Source organism: Stenotrophomonas sp. STEN046, assembly GCF_056759755.1.
Genome location: NZ_JBRRDR010000010.1, coordinates 59,503 through 82,498, shown reverse-complemented (window position 1 = coordinate 82,498; position 22,996 = coordinate 59,503). Strand labels below are relative to the sequence as shown.

Here is a 22,996-nt window from a genome sequence, read left to right as displayed (position 1 = left end):
CCGGAGCAGCGATGGGCCCGCGTCGGCATCGCCAACTGACCCATGCGGCAAAGCCGGGCTGGGCGCGATGCAAACGATATGTTATATCTTTTCGATTCTGATCGCCCCCGCCCTGTCCGCATGCCCCCTTCCCCTTCGACCCGCCTGGCCTCCATCGACCAGCTGCGCGGCACCGTGATGCTGCTGATGCTGCTCGACCACGTGCGCGAGACCTTCTTCCTGCAGTACCAGGTCAGCGACCCGATGGACGCCGCCTCGGTGTCCCCCGCCCTGTTCGCCTGCAGGCTGCTGGCCCATCTGTGCGCGCCGGTATTCGTGCTGTTGACCGGCCTGTCGGCCTGGCTGTACGGCCAGCGCCACGCCGATCCGCGTCGCGCCATTGCCGCCTTCCTGCTCAAGCGTGGCCTGTTCCTGGTGGTGCTGGAGCTGACCCTGGTCAACTTCGCCTGGACCTTCCAGCTGCCGCCGGACACGATCTACCTGCAGGTGATCTGGGCCATCGGGCTGAGCATGATCGCGCTGGCCGGCCTGCTGTGGCTGCCGCGCCCGGCCCTGCTGGCGCTGGCGGTGCTGCTGGTGGCAGGGCACAACCTGCTCGACGCGGTGCGCGTGGAAGGCAACGGGGTGTTCGCGCTGCTGTGGAAGGTGCTGCACCAGCGCGACTGGATCGTACTGGGCGAACATCTGCGCCTGCGTACTTCCTATCCGGTGCTGCCGTGGATCGGCGTGATCGCGCTGGGATACCTGATGGGCCCCTGGTTTGCTGCCGGACGTGACCCGGAGCAGCGCCGTCAGTGGCTGCTGTGGACCGGCGTGGGCGCGCTGGCGCTGTTCGCGCTGCTGCGCTTCGCCAACCAGTACGGCGATGCACCCTGGCAGTACCAGAGCAGCACGCTGCGTACCTGGTTGAGCGTGTTCAACGTGACCAAGTACCCGCCGTCGCTGCAGTTCCTGCTGCTGACCCTGGGCGCAGGCCTGCTGTTGCTGCGCCTGTACGAATGGCCGCCGCTGGCCCGTGTGCTGCGGCCGCTGGCCGACATCGGCGCTGCACCGATGTTCTTCTACCTGCTGCACCTGTATGTGCTGAAGCTGCTGTATGTGGCCGCGTTGGCGACCTGGGGCCCGACCCAGGGCGACCTGTACGCCCTGGATTCGGTGGCCGGCCTGCTGCTGGTGGCCTGTGCGCTGGCGGTGGTGCTGTATCCACCGACGCTGGCGTTCGCACGGTTGAAGGCGCGAAGGCGCGACCTGGCGTGGTTGCGGTACCTGTAATCGACCGCGCGGGATGAGCGCCATCCACGCATGGCGTGGATTTACCGGGGCCGCCGGGAATGGCCCGGCGCTACCCGGCACACGCCTATAATCCGCCGATGAATTCCACTGCTATTGCTTCTGACGACTTCCTGGGCCATCCCAAGGGTGTCTACGTCTGCTTCTTCACCGAAATGTGGGAGCGCTTCTCCTTCTATGGCATGAAGGCGCTGCTGCTGCTGTACCTGACCAAGTACCACCTGTTCGGTGACAAGGCCGGCCTGGACCTGCTCGGTGCCTACGGCGGCCTGGTGTACTGCATCCCGGTGTTCGGCGGCATGCTGGCCGACCGCTGGCTGGGCATGCGCCGGGCGGTGCTGTTCGGCGGCATCCTGCTGGTGCTGGGGCATCTGGGCATGGCCTTCGAGGGCCACGCCGCCTACCGGGTCAACGGCGAAGTAGTGCGCGATACCTCGGCACTGGCGGTGACCTACCTGTCGCTGGCGCTGATCATCATGGGCGTGGGCTTCCTCAAGCCGAACATCTCCACCATCGTCGGCAAGCTGTACCCGCAGGACGATCCGCGCCGCGATTCGGGCTTCTCGCTGTTCTATGCCGGCATCAACCTCGGCGCGCTGTTCTCCTCGCTGGTGTGTGGGTTCCTGGGTGAGGTCTACGGCTGGAAGTACGGATTCGGCGCCGCCGGCATCGGCATGTTGGCCGGCCTGGCGATGTTCCTGTGGGGCCAGAAGTACCTGCAGGGCCATGCCGAACCGCCGCAGCCGGCCACGTTGAAACAGAAGGTGCTGGGCCTGCCGCGCGAATGGCTGATCTACCTGTGCGCGGTGATCGGCGTGCTGCCGGTGGCCTGGCTGATGTGGGCCGCCGGCAACGGCGCGTTCGCGCTGGGCGGTGAAATCAGCCTGGCACTGATGCTGATGCTGGTGGTACTGGGTGGGGTGCTGGTCTGGTTCGCTTGGTTCACCGGCAGCCAGTGCACCCCGGTGCAGCGCCAGCAGATGATCGCGCTGATGGTGCTGATCTTCATGGCACTGGTGTTCTTCACGATGTACGAGCAGTCCTATGGCTCGTGGGTGACCTTCACCGACCGCCTGCTGACCAAGGACATCGTGCCGTCGCTGGTGATCACCGGTGGTACGCCGCTGCCGTGGTCGATCATTTCGCTGCTGCTGGCGCCGCTGGGCTTCGTGGTCAGCGCGCGGCTGTCCGAACGCCGCCCCGGCTCGGCCGCACCGCGTGCGTTCTTCGTCGGCATCGTGGCGCTGATGCTGGTGCTGCTGATACGCGACTGCCTGGTGATTCCGCAGACCGCCGGCTCGCTGACCTATCTGGGCGGCCTGTTCCTGGTGCTGCTGGCACCGGCCTTCGCCGCACTGTGGACCTGGATGGACCGCCGTGGCTGGGAACCGGGCAAGCCGGTGAAATCAGCCTGGGGCCTGGTGATCGGCGCGCTGTCGTTCGTGCCACTGGCGCTGGCGGCGCAGCAGGTCGGCGCCACCGGCGAAATGGCCAGCGTGTGGTGGCTGGTGCTGGCCTACTTCCTGCTGGCCAGCGGCGAGATGTGCCTGTCGCCGGTTGGCCTGTCGGCAGTGACCCAGCTGGCGGTGCCGCGGGTGATGAGCCTGATGATGGGCACCTGGTTCCTGGCCACCGCGTTCTCGGAAACGCTGGCCGCGCTGTTCGGCAAGCTGGCAGCGATCGAGGTTCCCGAAGGCGAAACGCTGGACATGGTGGCCGCCGCCGGTGCCTATGCGCACCTGTTCTGGCTGCTGATGTGGATCGGCCTGGGCTGCGCGGTGCTGGCGTTCATCGCCGCGCCGTTGTTGAAACGGATGATGCATGGGGTGAAGTAAGGCCGGCAGCGCCCCACTGCGGCGGCAACCACGACGGGCGCCGCCGCTTCCGTTTCAGGGGGCCTTGTCCTTGCTGGACACCATTGGCGCCGCCGCCGTCGCTCCGCCCAGGCTGCGCGACAGGAAGGCCAGCAGGCGGGTGTAGTAGTCACGCTGGTTGGCTTCAACGTACAGGCCATGCCCTTCGCGCGGATAGTAGACCGCCTCCACCGGCACCCCGGCCTGCTTCAACGCCGCCTCCATGCGCTCGGTGTGCTGCACCGGCGCGCGCAGGTCTTCGCGACCGGCAGCCAGCAGTACCGGCACCTTGATGCCCGACGCCAGGTTCACCGGCGAAACCGCATCCAGCGTGGCCGGATCACCCAGCCATTCGCGCAGATAGGTGAGCCCCGAGGCACGGTCCTGGATGTCACCGCGCTTGAACATCAACGGCAGGTCGTAGACCCCGACCTGGCCGACCGCGCACTTGTACATCGCCGGCTCGCGGAAGACACCCATCAGGGCCGAGTACGCACCGTAGCTGGCACCGTAGATGCAGATGCGCGTGCCATCGGCGATGCCCTCGCTGATCGCCCAGCGCGTGGCATCGGTGACATCGTCCTGCATGGCGCGCCCCCATTGGCGGGCAGCCGCCTGGGTGTGGGCGCGGCCGTAGTTGCCCGAACCACGGAAGTTGACCTGCAGCACGGCATAGCCGGCCTCGGCCAGCAGCTGGTTCTCGCGCTCGAAGCCACCGTCATCGAACACGCCGATCGGGCCACCGTGCGGCACCACCACCATCGGCAGATTGCGCGCTTCACTGCCCCTGGGCAGGGTGAGGAAGCCGTGCAACGGCAGGCCATCGCGCGCCGCCAGGGTAAACGGGCGAACGCTGGCGCCGGCGTCGTGGTCGAACCAGCGATGACGGCTGGTGAGGAATGCGGCGTTGCGGGTGGCCGTGGTGTAGAGGAAGTAGTCACCGGGGTTGGTCGCCGAGCTCACCTTCACCAGCAGCCGCGCGTTGTCGCGGGTGCCGGAAACCAGGCTCACGACCTGCCCGGGGAAGGCCTTTTCAAGGCGCCGCTGGGTGCTGGCGGTTGCCGAGGTCTCGTCGAAGAATGCCGTGCGCGTGGTGGCGCCGACGAACTGGACACCCACCGGTATGCGCGTACCGGGCTGGTAGACCACACGGGTCGGGTCAACGCTGTCGTCCTGCAGCAGTGTCCGCCGCTCGCCGCTGGTCGGATCCCAGCTGATGACCGCGTCGGGACCACGGCCCTGTTCCACCACCAGGTAGGCCAGCCGGTTGTCGGCCGAAAAACCGATGGGACGTTCGATGCGATGGCTGCTGCCTTCGTCGTTGACCAGCGTCCACTGATCGCGATCTTGGCGATAGTAGAGCTTGTTGACGTTGTCGGCGGCGGCACCGTGGGCGAAGCGCAGCTCGCCCTGGTTGTCGGTGGTGAACGTCGCACGCTGCACCGGCGAACGCGAAACCAGCACGCGGCGGCCGGTGATGACATCCATCCGTTCCAGCCGCGTATTGGTGTCGTTGGCAAATGGCCACAGCGAGATCAGCACGTTGCGCTCGTCTGCCGCCAGCGGATCGGCCAGGAAGGCGGCAACCGGTTCAACCACGCGTCCGGTCACGAAGCCGGGTTCATCCGGGCGTGCACGGTAGCCGACCAGCAGGTCGCCGCGCTTGCCATTGGCATCGATGGCGTACAGCTCACCGGTCGGGCGCGGCTGGTCCAGCGGCCCCCATTTTTCGGCCAGGCCGATCAGCAGGCGGGTATCGCTTACCCAGTTCACCTCGGCCGCATGATTGTTGCGGGGTGGCCGGAAATTGCCGACCAGCTCCATGCTGTCGGTGCGCAGGATCGCCACGGCGGTCGCGCCATCCAGCGGCAGGGTCATGGCCATGTACTCGCCGGTGGGCGAAAGCTGGATGTCGTTGAACTCGGCACGGCGCACATAGCCGTCCAGCGAAACCTGCGCGGCCTGCACCGCCGGCGCTACGCAGATGGCCAGCAACACGGCGAACACTTTCGGGTACGTCATGAGGTCCTCCTTGAAGCCGGGCATCCCCCTGCCCGGCGCCGGGTCCGCAGCGCGCGGCTCGCCTGCCTTACGGTGCCTTGTCAGCGCCTGCGCTCGCGCTGGTGCTGGCGGTGCTGCCGCCCAGGCTGCGCGACAGGAAGGCCAGCAGCCTGCTGTAGTACTCGCGCTGGTGCTCGGGCCGGTGGAAGCCGTGCCCTTCGGTGCGGTAATACAGGCTCTCCACCGGTGAGCCGGCCGCTTTCAACGCCGCTTCCATGCGTTCGGTGTGCTTGATCGGTGCACGCGTATCCTCGCCACCGGCGGCAAGGAATACCGGCACCTTTACCTGTGCGGCCAGGTTCACCGGCGAACTGGCACCCAGCGTTTTCGGGTCACCCACCCATTCGCGCTGCCAGGTAATAGCCGAATCGCTGGACTGCGCATCGTTGGTGAACATCAACGGCAGGTCGTACACACCCACATAGCCGGCCGCGCACTGGTACAGGCCCGGCTCGCGCACCGGCCCCATCATGGCCGCGTACGCGCCGTAGCTGGCCCCATAGATGCAGATGCGGTTCCTGTCGGCGATGCCCTCTGCGATGGCCCACCGGGTGGCGTCGGTCACATCGTCCTGCATGGCCGCGCCCCACTGCTTCGCACCCGCCTGGGTGAACGCGCGGCCATAGTTGGCCGAACCACGGAAGTTGACCTGCAACACGGCATACCCTGCTGCCGCCAGCATCTGCGGCTCGTTGCTGTAGCTGCCCTCATCGAATACGCCGATGGGGCCACCGTGCGGAAGCACGACCAACGGCAGATTGCGCCCTTCGCTGCCCGGCGGCAGGGTGAGGAAGCCGTGCAGCGGCAGTCCGTCGCGCGCCTTCAGCGAGAACGGACGCACGCTGGCGGCCAGTTTCGGGTCGATCCATTCGCTGCGGCTGAGCAGATGCTCGGCCGCCTTCGCCCGGGTGTCGAACAGGTAGAAATCCCCGGGATTGCTGCCCGACCACGTCTGCACCACCACCTTGCCGCCATCGCGGGTACTGGAGGTGATGAACACCGGGCCGCCGAACGCCGCCTCAAGGCTGCGGTATTGACGGGCATCGGCGCCCTTCTCATCGAAGAACCGCGTGCGCGGCGCATCGCCGGCAAACAGCGCGCCCACCGGCACGCGGGTGCCCGGGCGGAAGATGATCGCGTAGGGATCGACCACGCCATCGCGCAGCACCTCGCGCCGTTCGCCGGTCTGCGGGTTCCAGCTGACGATGGCATCGGGCCCAGTGGGCTGCTCGACCTGCAGATAAGCCAACGCGCCATCTTCGGAGAAGCCGATTGCTGCTTCTACCCGGCGGCTCAGCGACTCGTCATTGACCAGCGACCACTGCGCATTGGTCCCGGCGCGGTAGTAGAGCTTGTTGACATTGTCCGACGCTGCGCCGTGGGCGAAGCGCACTTCACCCTGATGATCGGTAGTGAAATCGGCACGCTGCACGGGTGAACCGGAAACGCGTGCACGACGCCCGCTGACCACATCAAGCCGCTCGACCCGGGTGTAGGGGTCCTCGGCGAATGGCCATACCGCGATCAACACATTGCGGTCGTCGCCGGCCAGTTCATCGGTGAGGAAGGCCGCGACGTCCTCCACCTTCTTCGGCTGGATGCGCGTGCCCAGCCCGCGCCCCTGCACACGGTAGCCGACCAGCAGTTCCCCGCCCTTGCCATCGACGTTGACCCCGTACAGCTCACCGGTTGGCTGCGGCGTGTCGAGCGCGCCGAGCTTCTCGGCCAGGCCGACCAGCAGGCGCTCGTTGCTCACCCATTCAAAGGTGTTGGCGTGGTTCTTGTCCTGCGGGCGGAACACGCCGGCGGGCTTGCGGTCGGACGTGCGCAGGATGACCAGCGCGGTGGAGTCGTCCAGCGGTACGGTGCCGGCAAGGTATTGGCCGCCGGGCGAAAGCTTGACGTTCGAAAACGACTCCGGTTTCAGGTACTTCTCCAGGTCCACCCCGCCGGTACCCGCCGACGTCCCGCCCACCACCGCGCACAACAACGCGGCAAGCACAGTCCTGCGCATCCTTCCCCCTCCTTGCCCGGACACCCTGTCCAGATTGGCCGATTCTAGGCAGGTGAGCGATGGCTCCGCCAGTGACGAGGGCACCATCGCCGGACTCAGGGTGCCTTCTGCACATTGCCAGCGGCCGTCACCTGTGCCGTTGCTCCGCCCAGGCTGCGCGACAGGAAGGCCAGCAACTGGGTGTAGTAGTCACGCCGGTTGGCCGGGTTGTAGAAGCCATGCCCCTCGGACTTGTAGTACAGCGCCTGCACGGGGCTTCCTGCCTGCTTCAGCGCCGCCTCCATGCGCTCGGTATGCACCACCGGCGCACGCTGATCTTCGCGCCCCGCCGCCAGCAGCACCGGCACGCGGATCTGAGCGGCCAGGTTGACCGGCGACTGCTCGACCAGTTCCTTGGGCCGGCCGACCCATTCACGCAGGTAGGCCAATCCGGATTCGTCCTTCTGGATGTCGCCGCGGGCGTACATCAACGGCAGGTCATAGATGCCGACATAGCCGGCAGCGCAGCGGTACAGACCGGGCTCACGCACCGGCCCCATCATGGCCGCGTAAGCGCCATAGCTGCCGCCGTAGATGCAGATGCGTGCCGGGTCGGCGGTGCCCTGGGCGATTGCCCAACGGGTGGCATCGGTGACGTCGTCCTGCATGGCCCTCCCCCACTGCTGCTTTGCCGCCTGGGTGTGCGCACGCCCGTAGTTGGCCGAGCCGCGGTAGTTCACCTGCAACACCGCGTAGCCGGCAGCGGCAAGCATCTGGGCGTCCACGTCGTAGGTGCCGTCGTCGAAGATGCCGATCGGCCCGCCATGCGGCATCACCACCATGGGCAGGCCGGTGGCTGCCTGGCCCGCCGGCAGGGTGAGGAAACCATGCAGGGGCAGCCCATCGCGCGCCTTCAGGCTGACCGGCTGCACCGCAGCGCTCTGTGCCGGATCAATCCAGTCACTGCGGCTGATGAGGTGGCGCGCCTGCTTGTCGATGGTGTCGTACAGATAGAAATCGCCCGGGTTGCGCGCGGAACTGGATTCCACCAGCACCGTGCGCCCATCGCGCGTGCTGGAGGTGATGTAGACCGGGCCGCCCAACCCCGCTTCGAGACTGCGGTACAGGCGCGCATCGGCTGAGGTTTCATCGAAGAAGCGCGTACGTGGGCTGTCACCGAGGAACTCGGCCCCGACCGGAACGCGGGTGCCGGGCCGGAAGATGATCCGATGCGGATCGACCACGTTGTCGCGCAGCACCTCGCGCCGTTGGTTGCTCTGCGGGTCCCAGCTGACGATGGCATCCGGCCCCTCGGCCTGCTCGGTCTGCAGATAGGCCAGTCGCCCATCGTCGGAGAAACCGATCACCGCTTCGATGCGGCCGCTCAGCCTCTCATCGTTCAGCAGTACCCATTCGCTGCTGGCCCCTGCACGGTAATAGAGTTTCCTGCTGGTCTCATTGGCAGCGGTGCCGTAGGCAAAGCGCACCTCGCCCTGGGCATCGGTGGTGAACTGGGCCTGGGCGATCGGCGCCCGCGTCACGGCATTGCGACGGCCGGTGTTGACGTCCATCCGCTCCACCTGGGTGAAGGCGTTGGCAGTGAGCGGCGTGACCTCGACCAGCACGTTGCGGTCATCATCCTTGAGTTCATCGGTAAGGAAGGCGACCACCATGCCGGCCGGCTTGACCTTGATGTTGGTGCCCAGGCCGGTTTCCACCGTGCGGTAGCCCACCAGCAGTTCACCGCCCTTGCCGTCGGCATTGATGCCGAACAGTTCGCCGGTGAGCGAAGGGCGGTCGAGCACGCCGAACTTCTGTGCCATGCCCACCAGCAGCCGTTCGTTGCTGACCCAGTCGAAGGTGTGGGCGTGGTTGTTGCGGGGCGGCCGGAAGGTGCCGACCATCTTCATGTCGGCGATGCGGTAGATCGCCAGTGCGGTGCCCGCCTCGATCGGAACCGTGGCCGCCACGTACTCGCCGCCGGGCGAGATCTTGATGTCGGTGAATGATTCCTGCCGCAGATAGCGATCCAGATCGACCCCGCCGGCCCCCGCCGTCGCCCCTCCCACAGCCGTGCACAGCAGCACGGCAAGCACGATCCTGCGCATTCTTCCCCCTTGGAAACGGACACCTTGTCCGCAGCCCCGATTCTAGGCAGGCAGGCGGGGCATCCGCCAGATGGCAGAAAAGACAACGGCACCGTTGCCGGTGCCGTTGTTGCCACTACCTTGGAGAGAGAGAGTAAGGACGTGGGTTCGGGGGGCGTGCGCCGGGTCAATGGACCCCGCGCACCGCCAGAGTGAGGGCCAGGATGCTGAGGATCACGGCGATGGTGCCATCCAGCACACGCCAGGTGCTCGGCTTGGTGAACAGCGGCGCCAGCAGGCGGGCGCCCAGGCCCTGCGCGGTCAGCCACATGCAGCTGGCGGTGACTACGCCGGCGGCAAAGGCCATGCGCGCATTGCCGAAGTTCTCGGCAATCGAGCCGATCACCATCATGTCCAGCCAGAAGTGCGGGTTGATCAGCGAGAAGCCGACCGCGGCCATCAGCACGGCACGGCGGCTGCCATCGTCGCTGTCTGCCTCGCCCATGCCACCGCCACCGGCGATCGCGCGGCGCGCCGACTTCATCGCATACCAGGCCAGGAACACCACGCCGGTCCAGAGCACGGCGGTGGTCAGCCACGGCAGCGCCGTGGTGAGCGTGCGCAGGCCGGCCACGCTGGCGAAGATGAAGATGGCATCGATGGCCGCACAGGTGGCGACCACCGGCACGATGTGCTTGCGCAGGATGCCCTGGCGCAGGATGAAGGCGCTCTGGGCCCCGACCACGGCGAACAGGCCGATGCCGGTGGCTGCACCAGAGAACCAGGCACCGAGGCCGGTGCTGGCGGAGATGACCGAGAACATGGGATTCACTACCTTGTCTTGCTTGGGGGGACCGGTGCCTCGCGAAGGCGGACAGCACCGGGTACGGGCGCCATTGTCGCGCCGCAACATAAGAAAGACGAGCTAAACTTACTAAACCAACATTAGCGGAGCTTAATTGCCATGCGCATCGACCATGCCCAGCTGCGGGCCCTGGCCGCGGTGATCCGCGAAGGCAGCTTCGACCGCGCCGCGCAGGCGCTCAACGTCACCCCGTCGGCCATCTCGCAGCGGGTGAAGGCACTTGAAGACCGTATCGGCCGCCTGCTGGTGAAACGTGGCACCCCTGCTACCGCCACCGCCGAGGGCCAGCTGCTGGTGCAGCTGGCCGAGCAGACCGCCTTGCTGGAGCACGACGCCCTGCACCGGATGGGCCTGGCCGATGAAGACCTGCCGCAGGCCAGCATCCCGGTGGCGGTGAACCACGACAGTCTGGAGACGTGGTTCCCGCAGGCCGCGCAGCAGTTCGCACAGAACACCGGCACCACGCTCGACCTGCGCGTGGAGGACCAGGACCACACGGTCGAGCTGCTGCGCCAGGGCACCGTGCTGGGCGCGGTGACCACCCTGGATGAGCCGGTACAGGGCTGCCAGATCCATGCACTGGGCAGCATCCGCTACGCCGCCACCTGCACCCCGGAATTCCGCGAGCGCCATTTCGCCAAGGGCGTGACCGCGCAGGCGCTGGCCAGCGCACCGGTGCTGGTATTCAACCGCAAGGACGACATGCAGTCGCGCTTCGCCCGGCGCATGGCCGGCGACGACCTGCCCAGCACCGCGCCCACCTGGTGGATTCCCTCCACCCGTGCCTTCGTGCAGGCCAACCTGGGCGGCCTGGGCTGGACCATGAACCCGCTGCCACTGGTGAAGCGGCATCTGGACGCAGGACGCCTGGTCTACGTGCGCCAGCGCGCATGGGAAGACGTGCCGCTGTACTGGCAGCACTGGAAGGGCGATGTGCAGACCATGGCGCTGCTGACCGCTGCGGTGCTGGAGGCGGCCTCGGCGCTGGTGCGGCAACGGCGCTGAAAAGGAGACGGCGGCGATCACCGCGTCAGTGGCATGAACGCGGTGATCCCCGCCGTCCGCTTTTTATGTAAGCATCGGCGCCAGCGTCAATGGGGGTGGCCGATGGAAACCGAACCGGTATTCCTGCATATCCGCGTGGTGATGGGCATCATCCTGGGCCTGTCGATCACCACCCTGCTGAAAGGGCTGGCACAGGTGATCGAGCACCCGCAGCGGCGCGGCTGCTCGGCCCTGCACCTGTGCTGGGTGGCATGGACACTGGTCTCGCTGGTCACGTTCTGGTGGTGGGAGTTCCGCCTGATCGAAGTACACCGCTGGACCTTTGAAACCTATCTGTTCGTGATCACCTACTGCGCGACCTGGTTCCTGCTGTGCGCGCTGTTGTTCCCCGAAGACCTGCGCGACTACCGCAGCTACGGCAACTACCTGATGCAGCGCAGGCGCTGGATCTTCAGCGTGATCGCGGCACTGACGCTGCTGGACCTGGTGGACACCGCGATCAAGGGCGAAAGCCGCTGGCGGCTGCTCGGCCAGGCCTACCCCCTGCACTCGGCGCTGATGCTGGTGGTGTGCGTGCTGGGCTGGAACCTGCGCAGCGTGCGTAGCCAAGGGGTGCTGGCCGCGCTGGCGCTGGCCTACCAGATCGGCTATTTCGCTGCCGAGTACTTCACCATCGGCAGTGATTGAACCGCGCGGCCGGCCTCCATCCAATCTCCATGCGGCGCGGTGACAATCGAGGGGTTCCGTTCAACCACAGGTTGCCCGCATGACGATCCACTACCGCGATGCCCGTCCCGAGGATTCAGCCGCCTGCATCGAGCTGCGCGGGCGTACCCGCGAAAACGCCTTCAGTGCCGCGCAGCTGGCGGCGCTGGGGATCACCGTGGACAGCTGGGCGGCCGGCATCGCAGGGAGCGATTCGATTGGCCGCATCGCCTGGGAAGACGAACGCATGGCCGGCTACTGCTTTGCCGACCGTGACAGCGGCGAGGTTCTGGTGCTGGCGCTGCTGCCGGAATTCGAGGGGCACGGCATTGGTCGGCAGCTGCTGGATGAGGTGGTGGCATTGACCCGCGAGGCCGGTCACCAGCGCCTGTTCCTGGCCTGCTCGGCCGACCCGCGTTCGCGCTCGCATGGCTTCTACCGGCATCTGGGGTGGCGGCCGACCGGGGAGATCGATGAGGCCGGCGACGAGGTGCTGGAGCTGGTCTGACGGCTCGAGCCGCGGGGCATGGCCCGGCGCTACCGGGATCTGGCTGGCGGACCGGATGCTGCGTTGCATCAAAAACGGACCGGAACCGGTTAGAATCCCATCAGGATGTTGCAAGGCGTTGTTTCTTCACGCTCTTTCCCTGACCCACGCGCATCCTGACCCTCTCCCATCGCCAACGATTCCGCCCCCATGAAGAAATTTGGCAAGGCCCTTCTCGCCCTGCTCGTGCTGCTGTTGCTGGTCGCCGCGCTGTTCCTGTACTGGCCGCTGACCAAGCGCTCGGTGCCCGCCGCCAGCAATGAAAAGCCTGTCGACGTTGTACTGGTCGGCGCCGGCATCATGAGCATCACCCTGGCCACCTACCTGCAGGAACTGCAACCGGACTGGAACATCCAGGTCTACGAACGCCTCGACGGCGTCGCCGGTGAAAGCTCCGACGGCTGGAACAACGCCGGTACCGGCCATTCGGCCTTCGCCGAGCTGAACTACACCCCGGAACTGCCCGACGGCAGCATCGAAACCAAGCGCGCGGTCGGCATCGCCGAATCGTTCGAGGTTTCGCGCCAGTTCTGGTCGCACCAGGTGAAGGAAGGCCGGCTGAGCCAGCCGAGCGACTTCATCAATCCGACCCCGCACATGAGCTTCGTCTGGGGCGATGACAACATCGCCTACCTGCACAAGCGCCAGCAGGCGCTGGTGAAGAATCCGCTGTTCTACGGCATGCAGTACTCCGAAGATCCGGCGCAGATCAAGCAGTGGGCGCCCCTGCTGATGGAAGGCCGCGACCCGAAGCAGAAGGTCGCCGCGACCTGGATGCCGCTGGGCACCGACGTCAACTTCGGTGTCATCACCCGCCAGCTGACCACCGGCCTGCAGCGCAGCCAGAACTTCGGCCTGCACCTGAACCATGAGGTCAGCGCGCTGCGGCAGAACCCGGACAAGAGCTGGAACGTGACGGTGAAGGACCTCAAGGCCGACACCGAAAGCACCACCCGCGCCCGCTTCGTGTTCATCGGTGCTGGCGGTGCCGCGCTGAAGCTGCTGCAGATGTCGGGCATTCCCGAATCGAAGGATTACGCCGGCTTCCCGGTCGGCGGCCAGTTCCTGGCCTTCCAGGGCCAGGACGTGACCTCGCGCCACAGCGTGAAGGCCTACGGCATGGCCGAAACCGGTTCGCCGCCGATGTCGGTGCCGCACCTGGATGCGCGCAAGCTGGACGGCAAGCCGGTGGTGCTGTTCGGACCGTTCGCGCTGTACAGCACCAAGTTCCTCAAGCACGGCTCGTGGTGGGACCTGTATTCGTCGGTCAACCACAACAACGTCGGCCCGATGCTGGAAGTGGGCAAGGACAACCTGGACCTGGTGCAGTACCTGATGGCCCAGGCACGCTTGAACGACGCCGATCGCCAGGCCGAGCTGGTCAAGTACTTCCCCCATGCCAAGCCGGGTGACTGGAAGCTGGTGACCGCCGGCCAGCGTGTGCAGATCATCAAGCGCGACCCGCTGAAGGGTGCGGTGCTGCAGTTCGGCACCGAGATCGTGACCGACAAGGACCACACCCTGGCCGCGCTGCTGGGTGCCTCGCCGGGCGCGTCGACCTCGCCGCCGATCATGCTGGACCTGATGGCCAAGGCCTTCCCGGAACAGATGAAGGCCGGCTGGGAAGCGCGCCTGCGTGAGATCGTGCCGTCCTACGGCCGCAAGCTCAACGAGAGCGCGGCACTGACCAACGAAATCCGCACGCTGACCAGCCAGAGCCTGCACCTGCCGTACCTGGAAGTGCCGGTGGAAGCCGGTGCAAGCCCGGCCGTGGCACCGACCGCGGCCCCGGCTGCGGCGCCGGCCAAGGAAAAGCGCAACGCCAACGAGGAGCTGCAGGCGCTCTAAGCCCGCGGTTACTTCGGCAATGACGGACGGCCACCTTCGGGTGGCCGTTCGCGTTTGCGCGGCGCCACGCCCTGCTGGCTGCCACGAAACCGCTGGTGGATGACGCGAATTGTAATGTTGTTAAGAATTATTTACATTTGCGTCCTGCGCAGTGACCGCGCCGCTCCCAGATGGACCTGATGTGCCCGATGCCGCCGCCCGGGTGCTGGACGACTGTTGCCGCCCCTTCCCCGCCTCCCAGCTTCGAGCCCACCATGCCCCTGTCTTTGCCTACCCGCCTGCCCCGCCGCGCGCTGCTGCCGGCTGCCCTGCTCTCTTCCCTGGCGCTGGCTGCACCGCCGGCCTTCGCCGAGGCTGCAGCCGCCGCCGATGCGTCCGATGCAAAAACCCTGGACCGGGTCAGCGTGCGCGCGGAATCATCCGCACCGCCGTCCAGCACCACCCGCCTGCCGATCACCCTGCAGGAGACTCCGCAGTCGTCCACGGTGATCGGCCTGCAGCGCCTGCAGGACGAATCGCTGTTCAGCCTCAACGACGTCATGCGCAACATCACCGGCGTCAGCGTGTCCTTCTATGACACCCAGCGCCCGCTGTACTACGCGCGCGGTTTTGCCATCACCGACTTCCAGGTGGACGGCATTCCCACCTACAGCGGCTCGACCAACCAGGAGTACGACACCGCCTTCTACGATCGCGTGGAAGTGATCCGCGGTGCCAATGGCCTGCTCAGCGGCGCCGGCGTGCCCTCAGCCACGGTGAACCTGCTGCGCAAGCGCCCGGGCAAGGAATTCGACGCCTCGTTCTCGGTCAGCGCTGGCAGTTGGGACTATCGCCGCATGGAGGCGGACGTGACCGCGCCGCTGACCGCCGATGGCCGCTTCCGCAGCCGCGTGGTCGCCGCCTACACCGATCGTGATTTCTATTACGACCGCTACAAGGAAAACAAGATGGCCGGCATGGCCGTGCTGGAAGGCGATGTGACCGACAGCACCACGGTCACCGTCGGCTACCAGACCCAGGACAACAATCCGGTGGGTTCGACCTGGGGCACCGTGCCGTTCTTCGACAGCCAGGGCAATTTCGCCCATCTGCCGCGCTCGACCAACCTGGCACCGAAATGGAGCTACTGGCAGCGCGAAACCAGCACGGTGTTCGCCAACCTGGAACAGCGCTTCGGCGAGAACTGGCTGCTGAAGATCAACACTGCCTACACCCGTGGCAACGTGCAGAACATGCGCCTGTACGGTACCGGCAATCCAGACCCGGCAACCGGCGCGGGCATCTACCTGCGTACCGCTGCCGGTGATTCGGAAGATACCCGCCGCAATGTCGATGCCTACCTGACCGGCACCTTCAACCTGTGGGGCCGCGAGCACGATGTGACCGTGGGCGCGCAATGGGCCGACCTGGAGGCCACCACCAACACGCTGGCACTGAACTACCCGCGCGACTGGGCCACCTGCGGCCGTGAGCGCTGCTACTACATCCCCAACGTGCATACCTGGGATGGCGACATCTCCGAGGTGACCTACACCCTGACCGGCGCGCGCCGCGTGGCCAAGACCACGCAGAGTGGTTTCTACGTGGCCACCCGCCTGCGCCTGGCCGATCCGCTGGCGCTGATTGCCGGTGCACGCCTGAGCCGCTGGCAAACCCTCAGCCGCTCGTACAACGCGGCCGGTGCATATACCGGCACCAGCGGCGCCTACAAGGTCAGCGACGAAGTCACTCCCTACGTGGGCCTGGTCTACGACATCACCCCGAACGTTGCTGCCTACGCCAGCTACACCGAGATCTTCAACCCGCAGAACAACAAGGACCGCAACGAGAACCTGCTGGCGCCGGTGCAGGGTTCGAACCTGGAAGCGGGCCTGAAGACGCAGTGGTTCGACGGCCGCCTGACCGCCAACGCGGCCATCTTCGAAGCCAAGCAGGACAACTACGCGGTGCGCGACATGGGCGTGCCGGAAGGCTCGCTCAGCGACGGCAGTTCGGCCTTCATCGGCGTCAACGGCACCAAGGCCCGCGGTTGGGAAGTGGACGTCAACGGCGAGATCCTGCCGGGCTGGACGGTCAATGCCGGCTACACCCATGTCAAGGTGACCCGCGCCGCCACCGACCTGCTGTATGCCAACCCGGCCGAGAACCTGCTGCAGCTCAATACGCAGGTGCAGCTGCGCGGCGCACTGGAACGCCTGAGCGTGGGTGCCGGCGTGCAGTGGCAGAGCAGCGTGCAGGGATACAACATTCCCTATCCGGTGGGCGCAGGTACAACGGTGACGGTGAACCAGCCGGCCTATGCGCTGGTGCAGTTCAACGCCAACTACCGCATCAGCGACAACTGGACGGCGACGCTGAGCGTGCGCAATGCGCTGGACAAGACCTACTGGGCCAACCTGGACTACAACAACTACGGCGAACCGCGCTTCGTCGCGGCCAGCCTGCGCTGGAAGTTCTGAGGCGCGCTGGAAAGCCGGTGGGTGCCGGGTGGGTGCCGACCGTTGGTCGGCACGCCCTTCGCCCTGCTCCGCCACGACCAACGGTCGTGGCCTACCTGAATGGGCCCGCCTTCGCGCGGGCCCTTCTTTTTGCTGCGCCGCGGGTTGCATACCCGTCCATAATTATGGCGTAATTACCCCAACCTCATCCGGATCTCTGTCGATGAACCGCAGTTGGGATACACGGGAACGCAGCCGCCAGGCCCGCCTGGAACGCGCCGCGCCATGGGCCAGGGGCCGCGAGGTCGCCGCCGGCGATATCGCCGAGCTGCTGCACGCGCTGCTGGAACCGGGCGACAAGGTCTGCCTGGAGGGCAACAACCAGAAGCAGGCCGATTTCCTCGCCCAGGCGCTGGCCGATCTGGACCCGGCGAAGGTGCACGACCTGCACATGGTGCAGTCGGTGCTGTCGTTGCCCTCGCACCTGGATGTGTTCGAGCGCGGCATCGCCTCGAAACTGGACTTCTCCTTCTCCGGCCCGCAGTCGGTGCGGCTGGCCAACCTGGTGGCTGAAGGGCGCATCCAGATCGGTGCCATCCACACCTACCTGGAACTGTTCGGCCGCTACTTCATCGACCTGACCCCGCGCGTGGCGCTGGTCGCCGCACAGGCCGCCGACCGCGACGGCAACCTCTACACCGGCCCCAACACCGAAGACACTCCGGTAATCGTGGAAGCCACCGCGTTCGGCGGCGGCATCGTGATTGCCCAGGTCAACGAGATCGTCGACACCCTCCCCCGCGTCGATATCCCCGCCGACTGGGTCAACTTCGTGGTGCAGGCACCACGCCCGAACCACATCGAACCGCTTTTCACCCGCGACCCGGCGCAGATCTCCGAGATCCAGGTGCTGATGGCGATGATGGCCATCAAGGGCATCTACGCCGAGTACGGGGTGAACCGGCTCAACCATGGCATCGGCTTCGATACCGCGGCGATCGAACTGCTGCTGCCGACCTACGCCGAATCGCTGGGGTTGAAGGGAAAGATCTGCCAGCACTGGGCGCTCAATCCGCATCCGGCGTTGATTCCGGCCATCGAATCGGGCTTCGTCAAATCGGTGCACTCGTTTGGTTCGGAGCTGGGCATGGAAAAGTACATCGCCGCGCGCGGCGATGTGTTCTTCACCGGTGCCGATGGCTCGATGCGCTCCAACCGCGCGTTCTCGCAGACGGCAGGGCTGTATGCCTGCGACATGTTCATCGGCTCCACGCTGCAGATCGACCTGCAGGGCAACAGTTCCACTGCCACCCGCGACCGCATCGCCGGCTTTGGTGGTGCACCGAACATGGGCTCGGATGCGCGTGGCCGCCGCCACGCCAGCCAGGCCTGGATCAAGGCCGGGCAGCAGGCGGCGCGACCGGGCGAGATGCCGCGTGGGCGCAAGCTGGTGGTGCAGATGGTGGAAACCTTCCGCGAGCACATGGCACCGGCGTTCGTCGAGCGCCTGGATGCGTGGGAACTGGCCGAGCGCGCAGCCATGCCGTTGCCGCCGGTGATGATCTACGGCGACGACGTCAGCCATGTGCTGACCGAAGAAGGCATTGCCAACCTGCTGCTGTGCCGCAGCCCGGAAGAGCGCGAACAGGCGATCCGCGGCGTGGCCGGCTACACCACGGTGGGCAGGGGCCGCGACCGCGCGATGGTGGAAAACCTGCGCGACCGTGGCGTGATCCGTCGCCCGGACGATCTGGGCATCAACGTGCGCGATGCCAGCCGCGATCTGCTGGCCGCACGCTCGGTGAAAGACCTGGTGCGCTGGTCCGGCGGTCTGTACGACCCGCCCAAGCGCTTCCGCAACTGGTAAGGGGCACGCGATGGAAACCCTCGACTATCGATTCGACGGCACGACGCCGGTGCACTTCCCCAGCGATGCGGTGCTGGTGGGCGTGCTGGCATCGGGCAATCTGGAAATCCTGCTGGAACCGGCAGCGCTGGACGGTGCGATGACGGTACGCATCATCACGGCCGCACGCGGCTTTGGCACGGTGTGGCAGGCGGTGATCGCCGACTTCGCCCATCGCCACCCACTGCGCGATGTGCGTGTTTCGATCAACGATGCCGGGGCCACGCCGGCGGTGGTCAGCCTGCGCCTGGACCAGGCGGTGGAAACCCTGCGCGCCGGAGGCCAGCCATGAACCTGGCCCCGCGCCACAGCTATTACGAAGCCGATGCCCGTGCACGCATCGCTGGCCTGCTGGACGCCGGCTCGTTCCAGGAACTGCTGGGTCCGGCCCGACGTGTCATCAGCCCGCACCTGGCACAACTTGATCAACCCGCCGCGTTCGACGATGGCATCGTCGTCGGCGAGGGAATACTGCATGGCAGGCGGGTGCTGCTGGCGGCACAACAGGGCGAGTTCATGGGCGGCGGCGTTGGCGAGGTACACGGTGCCAAGCTGACCGGCCTGCTGCGCCGTGCGGCCGAAACACGACCCGACGGCGTGCTGCTGCTGCTCGATACCGGCGGCGTGCGCCTGCATGAAGCCAATGCAGGGTTGATCGCCATTTCCGAGATCATGCGCGCCACCCTGGCGGCGCGTGCGGCAGGTGTGCCGGTGATCGCGTTGATCGGCAGCGGCAACGGTGCGTTCGGCGGCATGGGCATCGTCGCTCGCTGCTGCACCACGGTGATCATGTCCGAAGAGGGACGGCTGTCGCTGTCCGGGCCGGAAGTGATCGAAACGGTGCGTGGCGTGGAGGAATTCGACTCGCGCGATCGTGCGCTGGTATGGCGGGTGACCGGGGGCAAGCACCGCTACCTGATCGACCAGGCCCAGGTGTTGGTGCCCGATGCGATCAGCGCCTTCAGCCAGGCCGCGTTCGATGCCCTGCAGGTGGACAGCGCCGAGGCCGACACCGATACCGCGCTGGCGGCCCTTCAGGCCCGCCATGCCGCGTTGAAGGCGCGCGTGGAGGCCTGGGGTGACTGCACCGATGGCCTGCAGATCTGGGCACGCCAGGGCATTGCCGATCCGGAGCGCCTGCCGCTGCTGGAAACCGATGCTTTCCTTGCCGCCACCGCGTCCCGGAGCCTGCCATGACCGCGCCACTGCAGCCCCTGCTCGACGCCTTGTTCCCGCGTGGCCATGCCATCGCGGTGAACGATTCGGTGCTGACCGGTACGGCCACCACCGACGATGGCGAGGTGACGGTGATCGGTACCACCGACAGGATCGAGGTCGGCGTGGACCACGCATTGACCCTGGCCGATGCGGTGCTGGCCAGCACCGCCGCCTACCCGCAGCGCCCCATCGTGATGCTGGTCGACACCGCAGGCCAGCGCCTGGCCCGTCGTGATGAACTGCTGGGCATCAACGGCTACTTCGCCCATCTGGCACAGACGCTGGACCTTGCCCGCCGACGCGGCGCGCGCCTGGTCACCCTGGTCTACGGCGAATCGGTCAGCGGCGGCTTTCTTTCGTTCGGCCTGATGGCCGACCACATCCATGCGCTGCCCGATGCACAGGTGCGGGTGATGGACCTGCGTGCGATGGCACGGGTGACCAAGCAACCGCTGGAAAAGCTGCAGGCGCTGAGCCAGACTTCGCCGGTATTCGCGCCAGGCGTGGAGAACTACGTGGCGATGGGTGCGGTGACCTCGCTGTGGGATGGCGACCTCGCCCAGCACCTGCAACAGGCACTGCGCACGCCCGCCAGCGGCGACCAGCGCGCCGCCCTCGGTGCCGAACGCGGCGGGCGCCGTCTGGCAGCGCAGGTCGCCCACGCAGTGAGCCGCGGCGATGCCTGACCACCCCGCCCGCCATACGCTGGTCTGGCTGCCGGTCCATGCCGGTTGGCGTGCCGATGTGGCCGCGCATGAGCCGCGCCTTTCGGCGTGGTTCGCGCAGGGGCTGCCAGCGATGGTGGCACGACGTGCGGCCGATGATCCTGATCCACGCCTGCGCTTGGGCGTGCCGCTGCCCCCAGCCGAGGGCAAGCAGCGTCTGGCGCTGCGCGTTGCGCGGCAGGACATCGGGCAGCTGCAGGCACCACCGGCACTGAGCGACGTGCTGGCAGCCGCCGGGTGCCGGATTCCACTGCCCTGGCATGCGCCGCTGCTGGCACTGGCGGCGCTTGCGCCGGCACGTGTGTTCGGTGCGTTCGCCTGGCAGCACCTGACCGGCCTTGACTACGTGCAGCCGCGTTCGGACATCGACCTGTTGTGGCAGGTGGTCGACGCCGCGCAGGCCGACGCACTGGTCGCGCAGTTGCAGGCGTGGGAGGCCCGCCACCCGCATCGCATCGATGGTGAACTGTGCCTGGTCGATGGTGGCGCGGTGAACTGGCGCGAGTACGCAGGATGCAGCCGCGAGGTGCTGGTGAAGCGGATTGACGGCGCTGCGCTGGAGCCGCGCGCATCGCTGTTCAATCCTGCCCGGGTTGCCGCATGAGCGCCGTGCGCTGCCTGCCTGCTGCGCGGACCACGCCGGTGGACTGCGCGCGCATCGGTCGTCTGGCCGTCGCCAGCCTGCACAGTGAACTGGCCTGTGCGCCGAAGCCCGGCCTGGTCACCCCGTTCGACACCGGCAGCCATGACGACATGGATGCCGCTACCTTCCTGCGCAGCCTGTTCGCGCTGCGGCACTACTTCACCGCCATGGCGCGGGAAGGCGCCGCAGGGGCGAGTTTTGACGTGCTGCGCGCGCATGGCATCGCGGCCGAAGCGACCATGCTGCGCGCCACCGGCGGCATCAATACGCACCGTGGTGCGATCTTCAGCCTGGGCCTGCTGGTGGCAGCGTCCGCAGGCTGCCGACGCGTGCACGGACACCCGGCAACCGCTGCGCAGGTATGCCTTGCCGTTGCGCAGTGGAAGCAGGCACTTGGCGCAGCGCCGCTGGACCCGCACAGTCCCGGCCAGCGCGCGCGCGCGCTGCACGGCGTGGCCGGCGTGCGCGAACAGGCGATGGACGGCTATCCGATCCTGCGTGAACTGGCCTTGCCCGCCCTGCGGCATGCGCTGGACAACGGCCTGCCGCACGAAGCCGCGCAGTGCCACACGCTGATGCAGCTGGTCGCGCAGGTGGACGACCTCAACCTGCTTCACCGGGGTGGACTTGAGGGTCTGCGCTGGGCGCAGCAGCAGGCCGCCGCCTTCGTTTCCTCGGGTGGCGCCTTCGCACCGGGTTGGCGTGTGCGCCTGCAGTGCATCGGCGAGGCATTCGCCGCGCGCCGGCTGAGCCCCGGCGGCAGCGCCGATCTGCTGGCCTGCGCGTGGTTCCTGCTGCGGCAGGAGGTGGCATGAGCCTGGCCCTGCTCTGCCCCGGACAAGGCGCGCAGCACCCTGCGATGTTCGACCGCGTCCGCGATGTGGTCGCCGCGCGCGGTGTGCTGGATGCCGCCAGCCACGTGCTGGGCCGTGATGTGCTTGCCGCTGCATGCGCGGAGGACCGCTTCGACAACGCGCAGGCGCAACCACTGCTGTGTGCGGCCAGCCTGGCGCATTGGCAGGGACTGCGCGACAACCTGCCAACACCCACCGTGCTGGCCGGCTACAGCATCGGCGAACTGGCAGCGCATGCCATCGCCGGCAGTTTTGATGCGGCAACCTGCCTGGCGTTGTCGGCGCAGCGTGCGGCGCTGATGGATGCAGCAGGCCCGGCCGACGCGGGCATGCAGGCGGTGCTTGGCCTGGATCGCCCTACGCTGCAGCCGCTGTGCCAGGCCCATGGCGTGCACGTGGCCATTGCCAATGGCCATGACCATTTCATCGTGGCTGGCAGCTTGCCGGCGCTGCGGCGGTTGACCACCGCAGCCCTGTCACTGGGTGCCGAAGCAAAGCCATTGCCGGTGCATGTGCCTGCACATACGCCGCTGCTGTCGGCCGCCGTGCAGCCGTTTGCCTCGGCACTGCAGGCTGTCCCGCCAATGGCACCGCACCTGCCGTTGCTGGCTGGCATCGACGCGCGCCCGGTACGCGACAGCGTGGCCGTGGTGCATACGCTGTCGGCGCAACTGGCGCAGACCATCGAGTGGGCGCAGGTGATGCGCCAGGCGTTCGAACGCGGTGCACGGGTGTTCCTGCAGCTGGGGCCGGGCAACGCGCTGGCACGCATGGTCGCACCGGCCTACCCGTGCTGCGAAGTCCGTGCCGTCGAGGATTTCCAGAGCCTGGACGGCGCTGCGGCCTGGGTCCGCAACGCGCTGGAGAGGCTGCAGTAACGGGTTTGAGCAGTACGTAACGCGCAGTACGCAACAGGCCATACCCCGGGATGGCGGGCTTCCATCCGTGCAGTACGCGA

18 protein-coding genes are annotated in these 22,996 nt (G+C 67.0%); 14 read left to right on the top strand and 4 right to left on the bottom strand.

The features are described from left to right. Window positions 1-120: 120 nt before the first annotated feature. Window positions 121-1,272, top strand: coding sequence for an acetyltransferase domain-containing protein (locus tag ACVOLJ_RS07400; protein WP_475277746.1), 1,152 nt, complete (start codon window positions 121-123; stop codon window positions 1,270-1,272). A 98-nt stretch (window positions 1,273-1,370) separates the two neighbouring features. Continuing rightward, window positions 1,371-3,125, top strand: a complete 1,755-nt coding sequence (locus tag ACVOLJ_RS07395) for a peptide MFS transporter (protein WP_475277745.1) — start codon at window positions 1,371-1,373, stop codon at window positions 3,123-3,125. Window positions 3,126-3,179: 54 nt separating this feature from the next. On the opposite strand, the gene ACVOLJ_RS07390 is transcribed toward ACVOLJ_RS07395, so the two are convergent. The 4 genes from ACVOLJ_RS07390 to ACVOLJ_RS07375 all read right to left on the bottom strand — a co-directional run bounded on the left by ACVOLJ_RS07390 (window position 3,180) and on the right by ACVOLJ_RS07375 (window position 10,107). After that, window positions 3,180-5,165 carry an alpha/beta hydrolase family protein gene (locus ACVOLJ_RS07390; protein WP_481563819.1) on the bottom strand — a complete coding sequence of 662 codons (1,986 nt, stop codon included), beginning with the start codon at window positions 5,163-5,165 and terminating at the stop codon, window positions 3,180-3,182. A gap of 67 nt (window positions 5,166-5,232) precedes the next feature. Beyond that, the gene (locus tag ACVOLJ_RS07385) at window positions 5,233-7,218 is read right to left on the bottom strand and encodes an alpha/beta hydrolase family protein (RefSeq protein WP_481563818.1); all 1,986 of its coding nucleotides are present in this window, start codon (window positions 7,216-7,218) and stop codon (window positions 5,233-5,235) included. Window positions 7,219-7,313: 95 nt separating this feature from the next. Beyond that, complete coding sequence (locus ACVOLJ_RS07380) at window positions 7,314-9,305, bottom strand: alpha/beta hydrolase family protein (protein ID WP_481563817.1); 1,992 nt, start codon at window positions 9,303-9,305, stop codon at window positions 7,314-7,316. Between the two features lie 166 nt (window positions 9,306-9,471). Beyond that, window positions 9,472-10,107 carry a LysE/ArgO family amino acid transporter gene (locus ACVOLJ_RS07375; protein WP_475277741.1) on the bottom strand — a complete coding sequence of 212 codons (636 nt, stop codon included), beginning with the start codon at window positions 10,105-10,107 and terminating at the stop codon, window positions 9,472-9,474. Window positions 10,108-10,248: 141 nt separating this feature from the next. Here ACVOLJ_RS07375 and ACVOLJ_RS07370 point away from each other — a divergent pair, with 141 nt between their 5' ends. From ACVOLJ_RS07370 to mdcH, 12 genes are all read left to right on the top strand, one after another. Beyond that, a complete protein-coding gene (locus ACVOLJ_RS07370; RefSeq protein WP_475277740.1) occupies window positions 10,249-11,154 on the top strand; it encodes a LysR family transcriptional regulator ArgP in 906 nt (301 codons plus the stop codon). 102 nt (window positions 11,155-11,256) lie between these two features. Beyond that, window positions 11,257-11,841, top strand: coding sequence for a hypothetical protein (locus tag ACVOLJ_RS07365; RefSeq protein ID WP_475277739.1), 585 nt, complete (start codon window positions 11,257-11,259; stop codon window positions 11,839-11,841). Between the two features lie 79 nt (window positions 11,842-11,920). Continuing rightward, window positions 11,921-12,367 (top strand): N-acetyltransferase family protein, encoded by a 447-nt coding sequence (locus tag ACVOLJ_RS07360; RefSeq protein WP_481563816.1) that lies wholly within the window; start codon window positions 11,921-11,923, stop codon window positions 12,365-12,367. A 189-nt stretch (window positions 12,368-12,556) separates the two neighbouring features. Next, window positions 12,557-14,254: a malate dehydrogenase (quinone) gene (gene mqo / locus ACVOLJ_RS07355; protein ID WP_475277737.1), complete on the top strand. Its 1,698-nt coding sequence runs from the start codon at window positions 12,557-12,559 to the stop codon at window positions 14,252-14,254. A 254-nt stretch (window positions 14,255-14,508) separates the two neighbouring features. Further along, complete coding sequence (locus ACVOLJ_RS07350) at window positions 14,509-16,713, top strand: TonB-dependent siderophore receptor (protein WP_475277736.1); 2,205 nt, start codon at window positions 14,509-14,511, stop codon at window positions 16,711-16,713. 202 nt (window positions 16,714-16,915) lie between these two features. Then, window positions 16,916-18,559 carry a malonate decarboxylase subunit alpha gene (mdcA, locus tag ACVOLJ_RS07345; protein WP_481563815.1) on the top strand — a complete coding sequence of 548 codons (1,644 nt, stop codon included), beginning with the start codon at window positions 16,916-16,918 and terminating at the stop codon, window positions 18,557-18,559. Window positions 18,560-18,569: 10 nt separating this feature from the next. Then, window positions 18,570-18,890, top strand: a complete 321-nt coding sequence (mdcC, locus tag ACVOLJ_RS07340; RefSeq protein ID WP_475277734.1) for a malonate decarboxylase acyl carrier protein — start codon at window positions 18,570-18,572, stop codon at window positions 18,888-18,890. Continuing rightward, window positions 18,887-19,795 carry a biotin-independent malonate decarboxylase subunit beta gene (locus ACVOLJ_RS07335; protein WP_481563814.1) on the top strand — a complete coding sequence of 303 codons (909 nt, stop codon included), beginning with the start codon at window positions 18,887-18,889 and terminating at the stop codon, window positions 19,793-19,795. Before mdcC ends, ACVOLJ_RS07335 begins: the two co-directional genes overlap by 4 nt. Further along, a complete protein-coding gene (gene mdcE, locus ACVOLJ_RS07330; protein ID WP_475277732.1) occupies window positions 19,792-20,502 on the top strand; it encodes a biotin-independent malonate decarboxylase subunit gamma in 711 nt (236 codons plus the stop codon). The genes ACVOLJ_RS07335 and mdcE overlap by 4 nt, the downstream gene beginning before the upstream one ends. Then, window positions 20,495-21,145 (top strand): malonate decarboxylase holo-[acyl-carrier-protein] synthase, encoded by a 651-nt coding sequence (gene mdcG / locus ACVOLJ_RS07325; protein WP_475277731.1) that lies wholly within the window; start codon window positions 20,495-20,497, stop codon window positions 21,143-21,145. The genes mdcE and mdcG overlap by 8 nt, the downstream gene beginning before the upstream one ends. Continuing rightward, window positions 21,142-21,999, top strand: a complete 858-nt coding sequence (gene mdcB, locus ACVOLJ_RS07320; RefSeq protein WP_481563813.1) for a triphosphoribosyl-dephospho-CoA synthase MdcB — start codon at window positions 21,142-21,144, stop codon at window positions 21,997-21,999. Before mdcG ends, mdcB begins: the two co-directional genes overlap by 4 nt. Next, entirely contained in the window at window positions 21,996-22,916 is a 921-nt protein-coding gene (gene mdcH, locus ACVOLJ_RS07315) for a malonate decarboxylase subunit epsilon (RefSeq protein ID WP_481563812.1), read from the top strand. The genes mdcB and mdcH overlap by 4 nt, the downstream gene beginning before the upstream one ends. The last annotated feature ends 80 nt before the right edge of the window (window positions 22,917-22,996 follow it).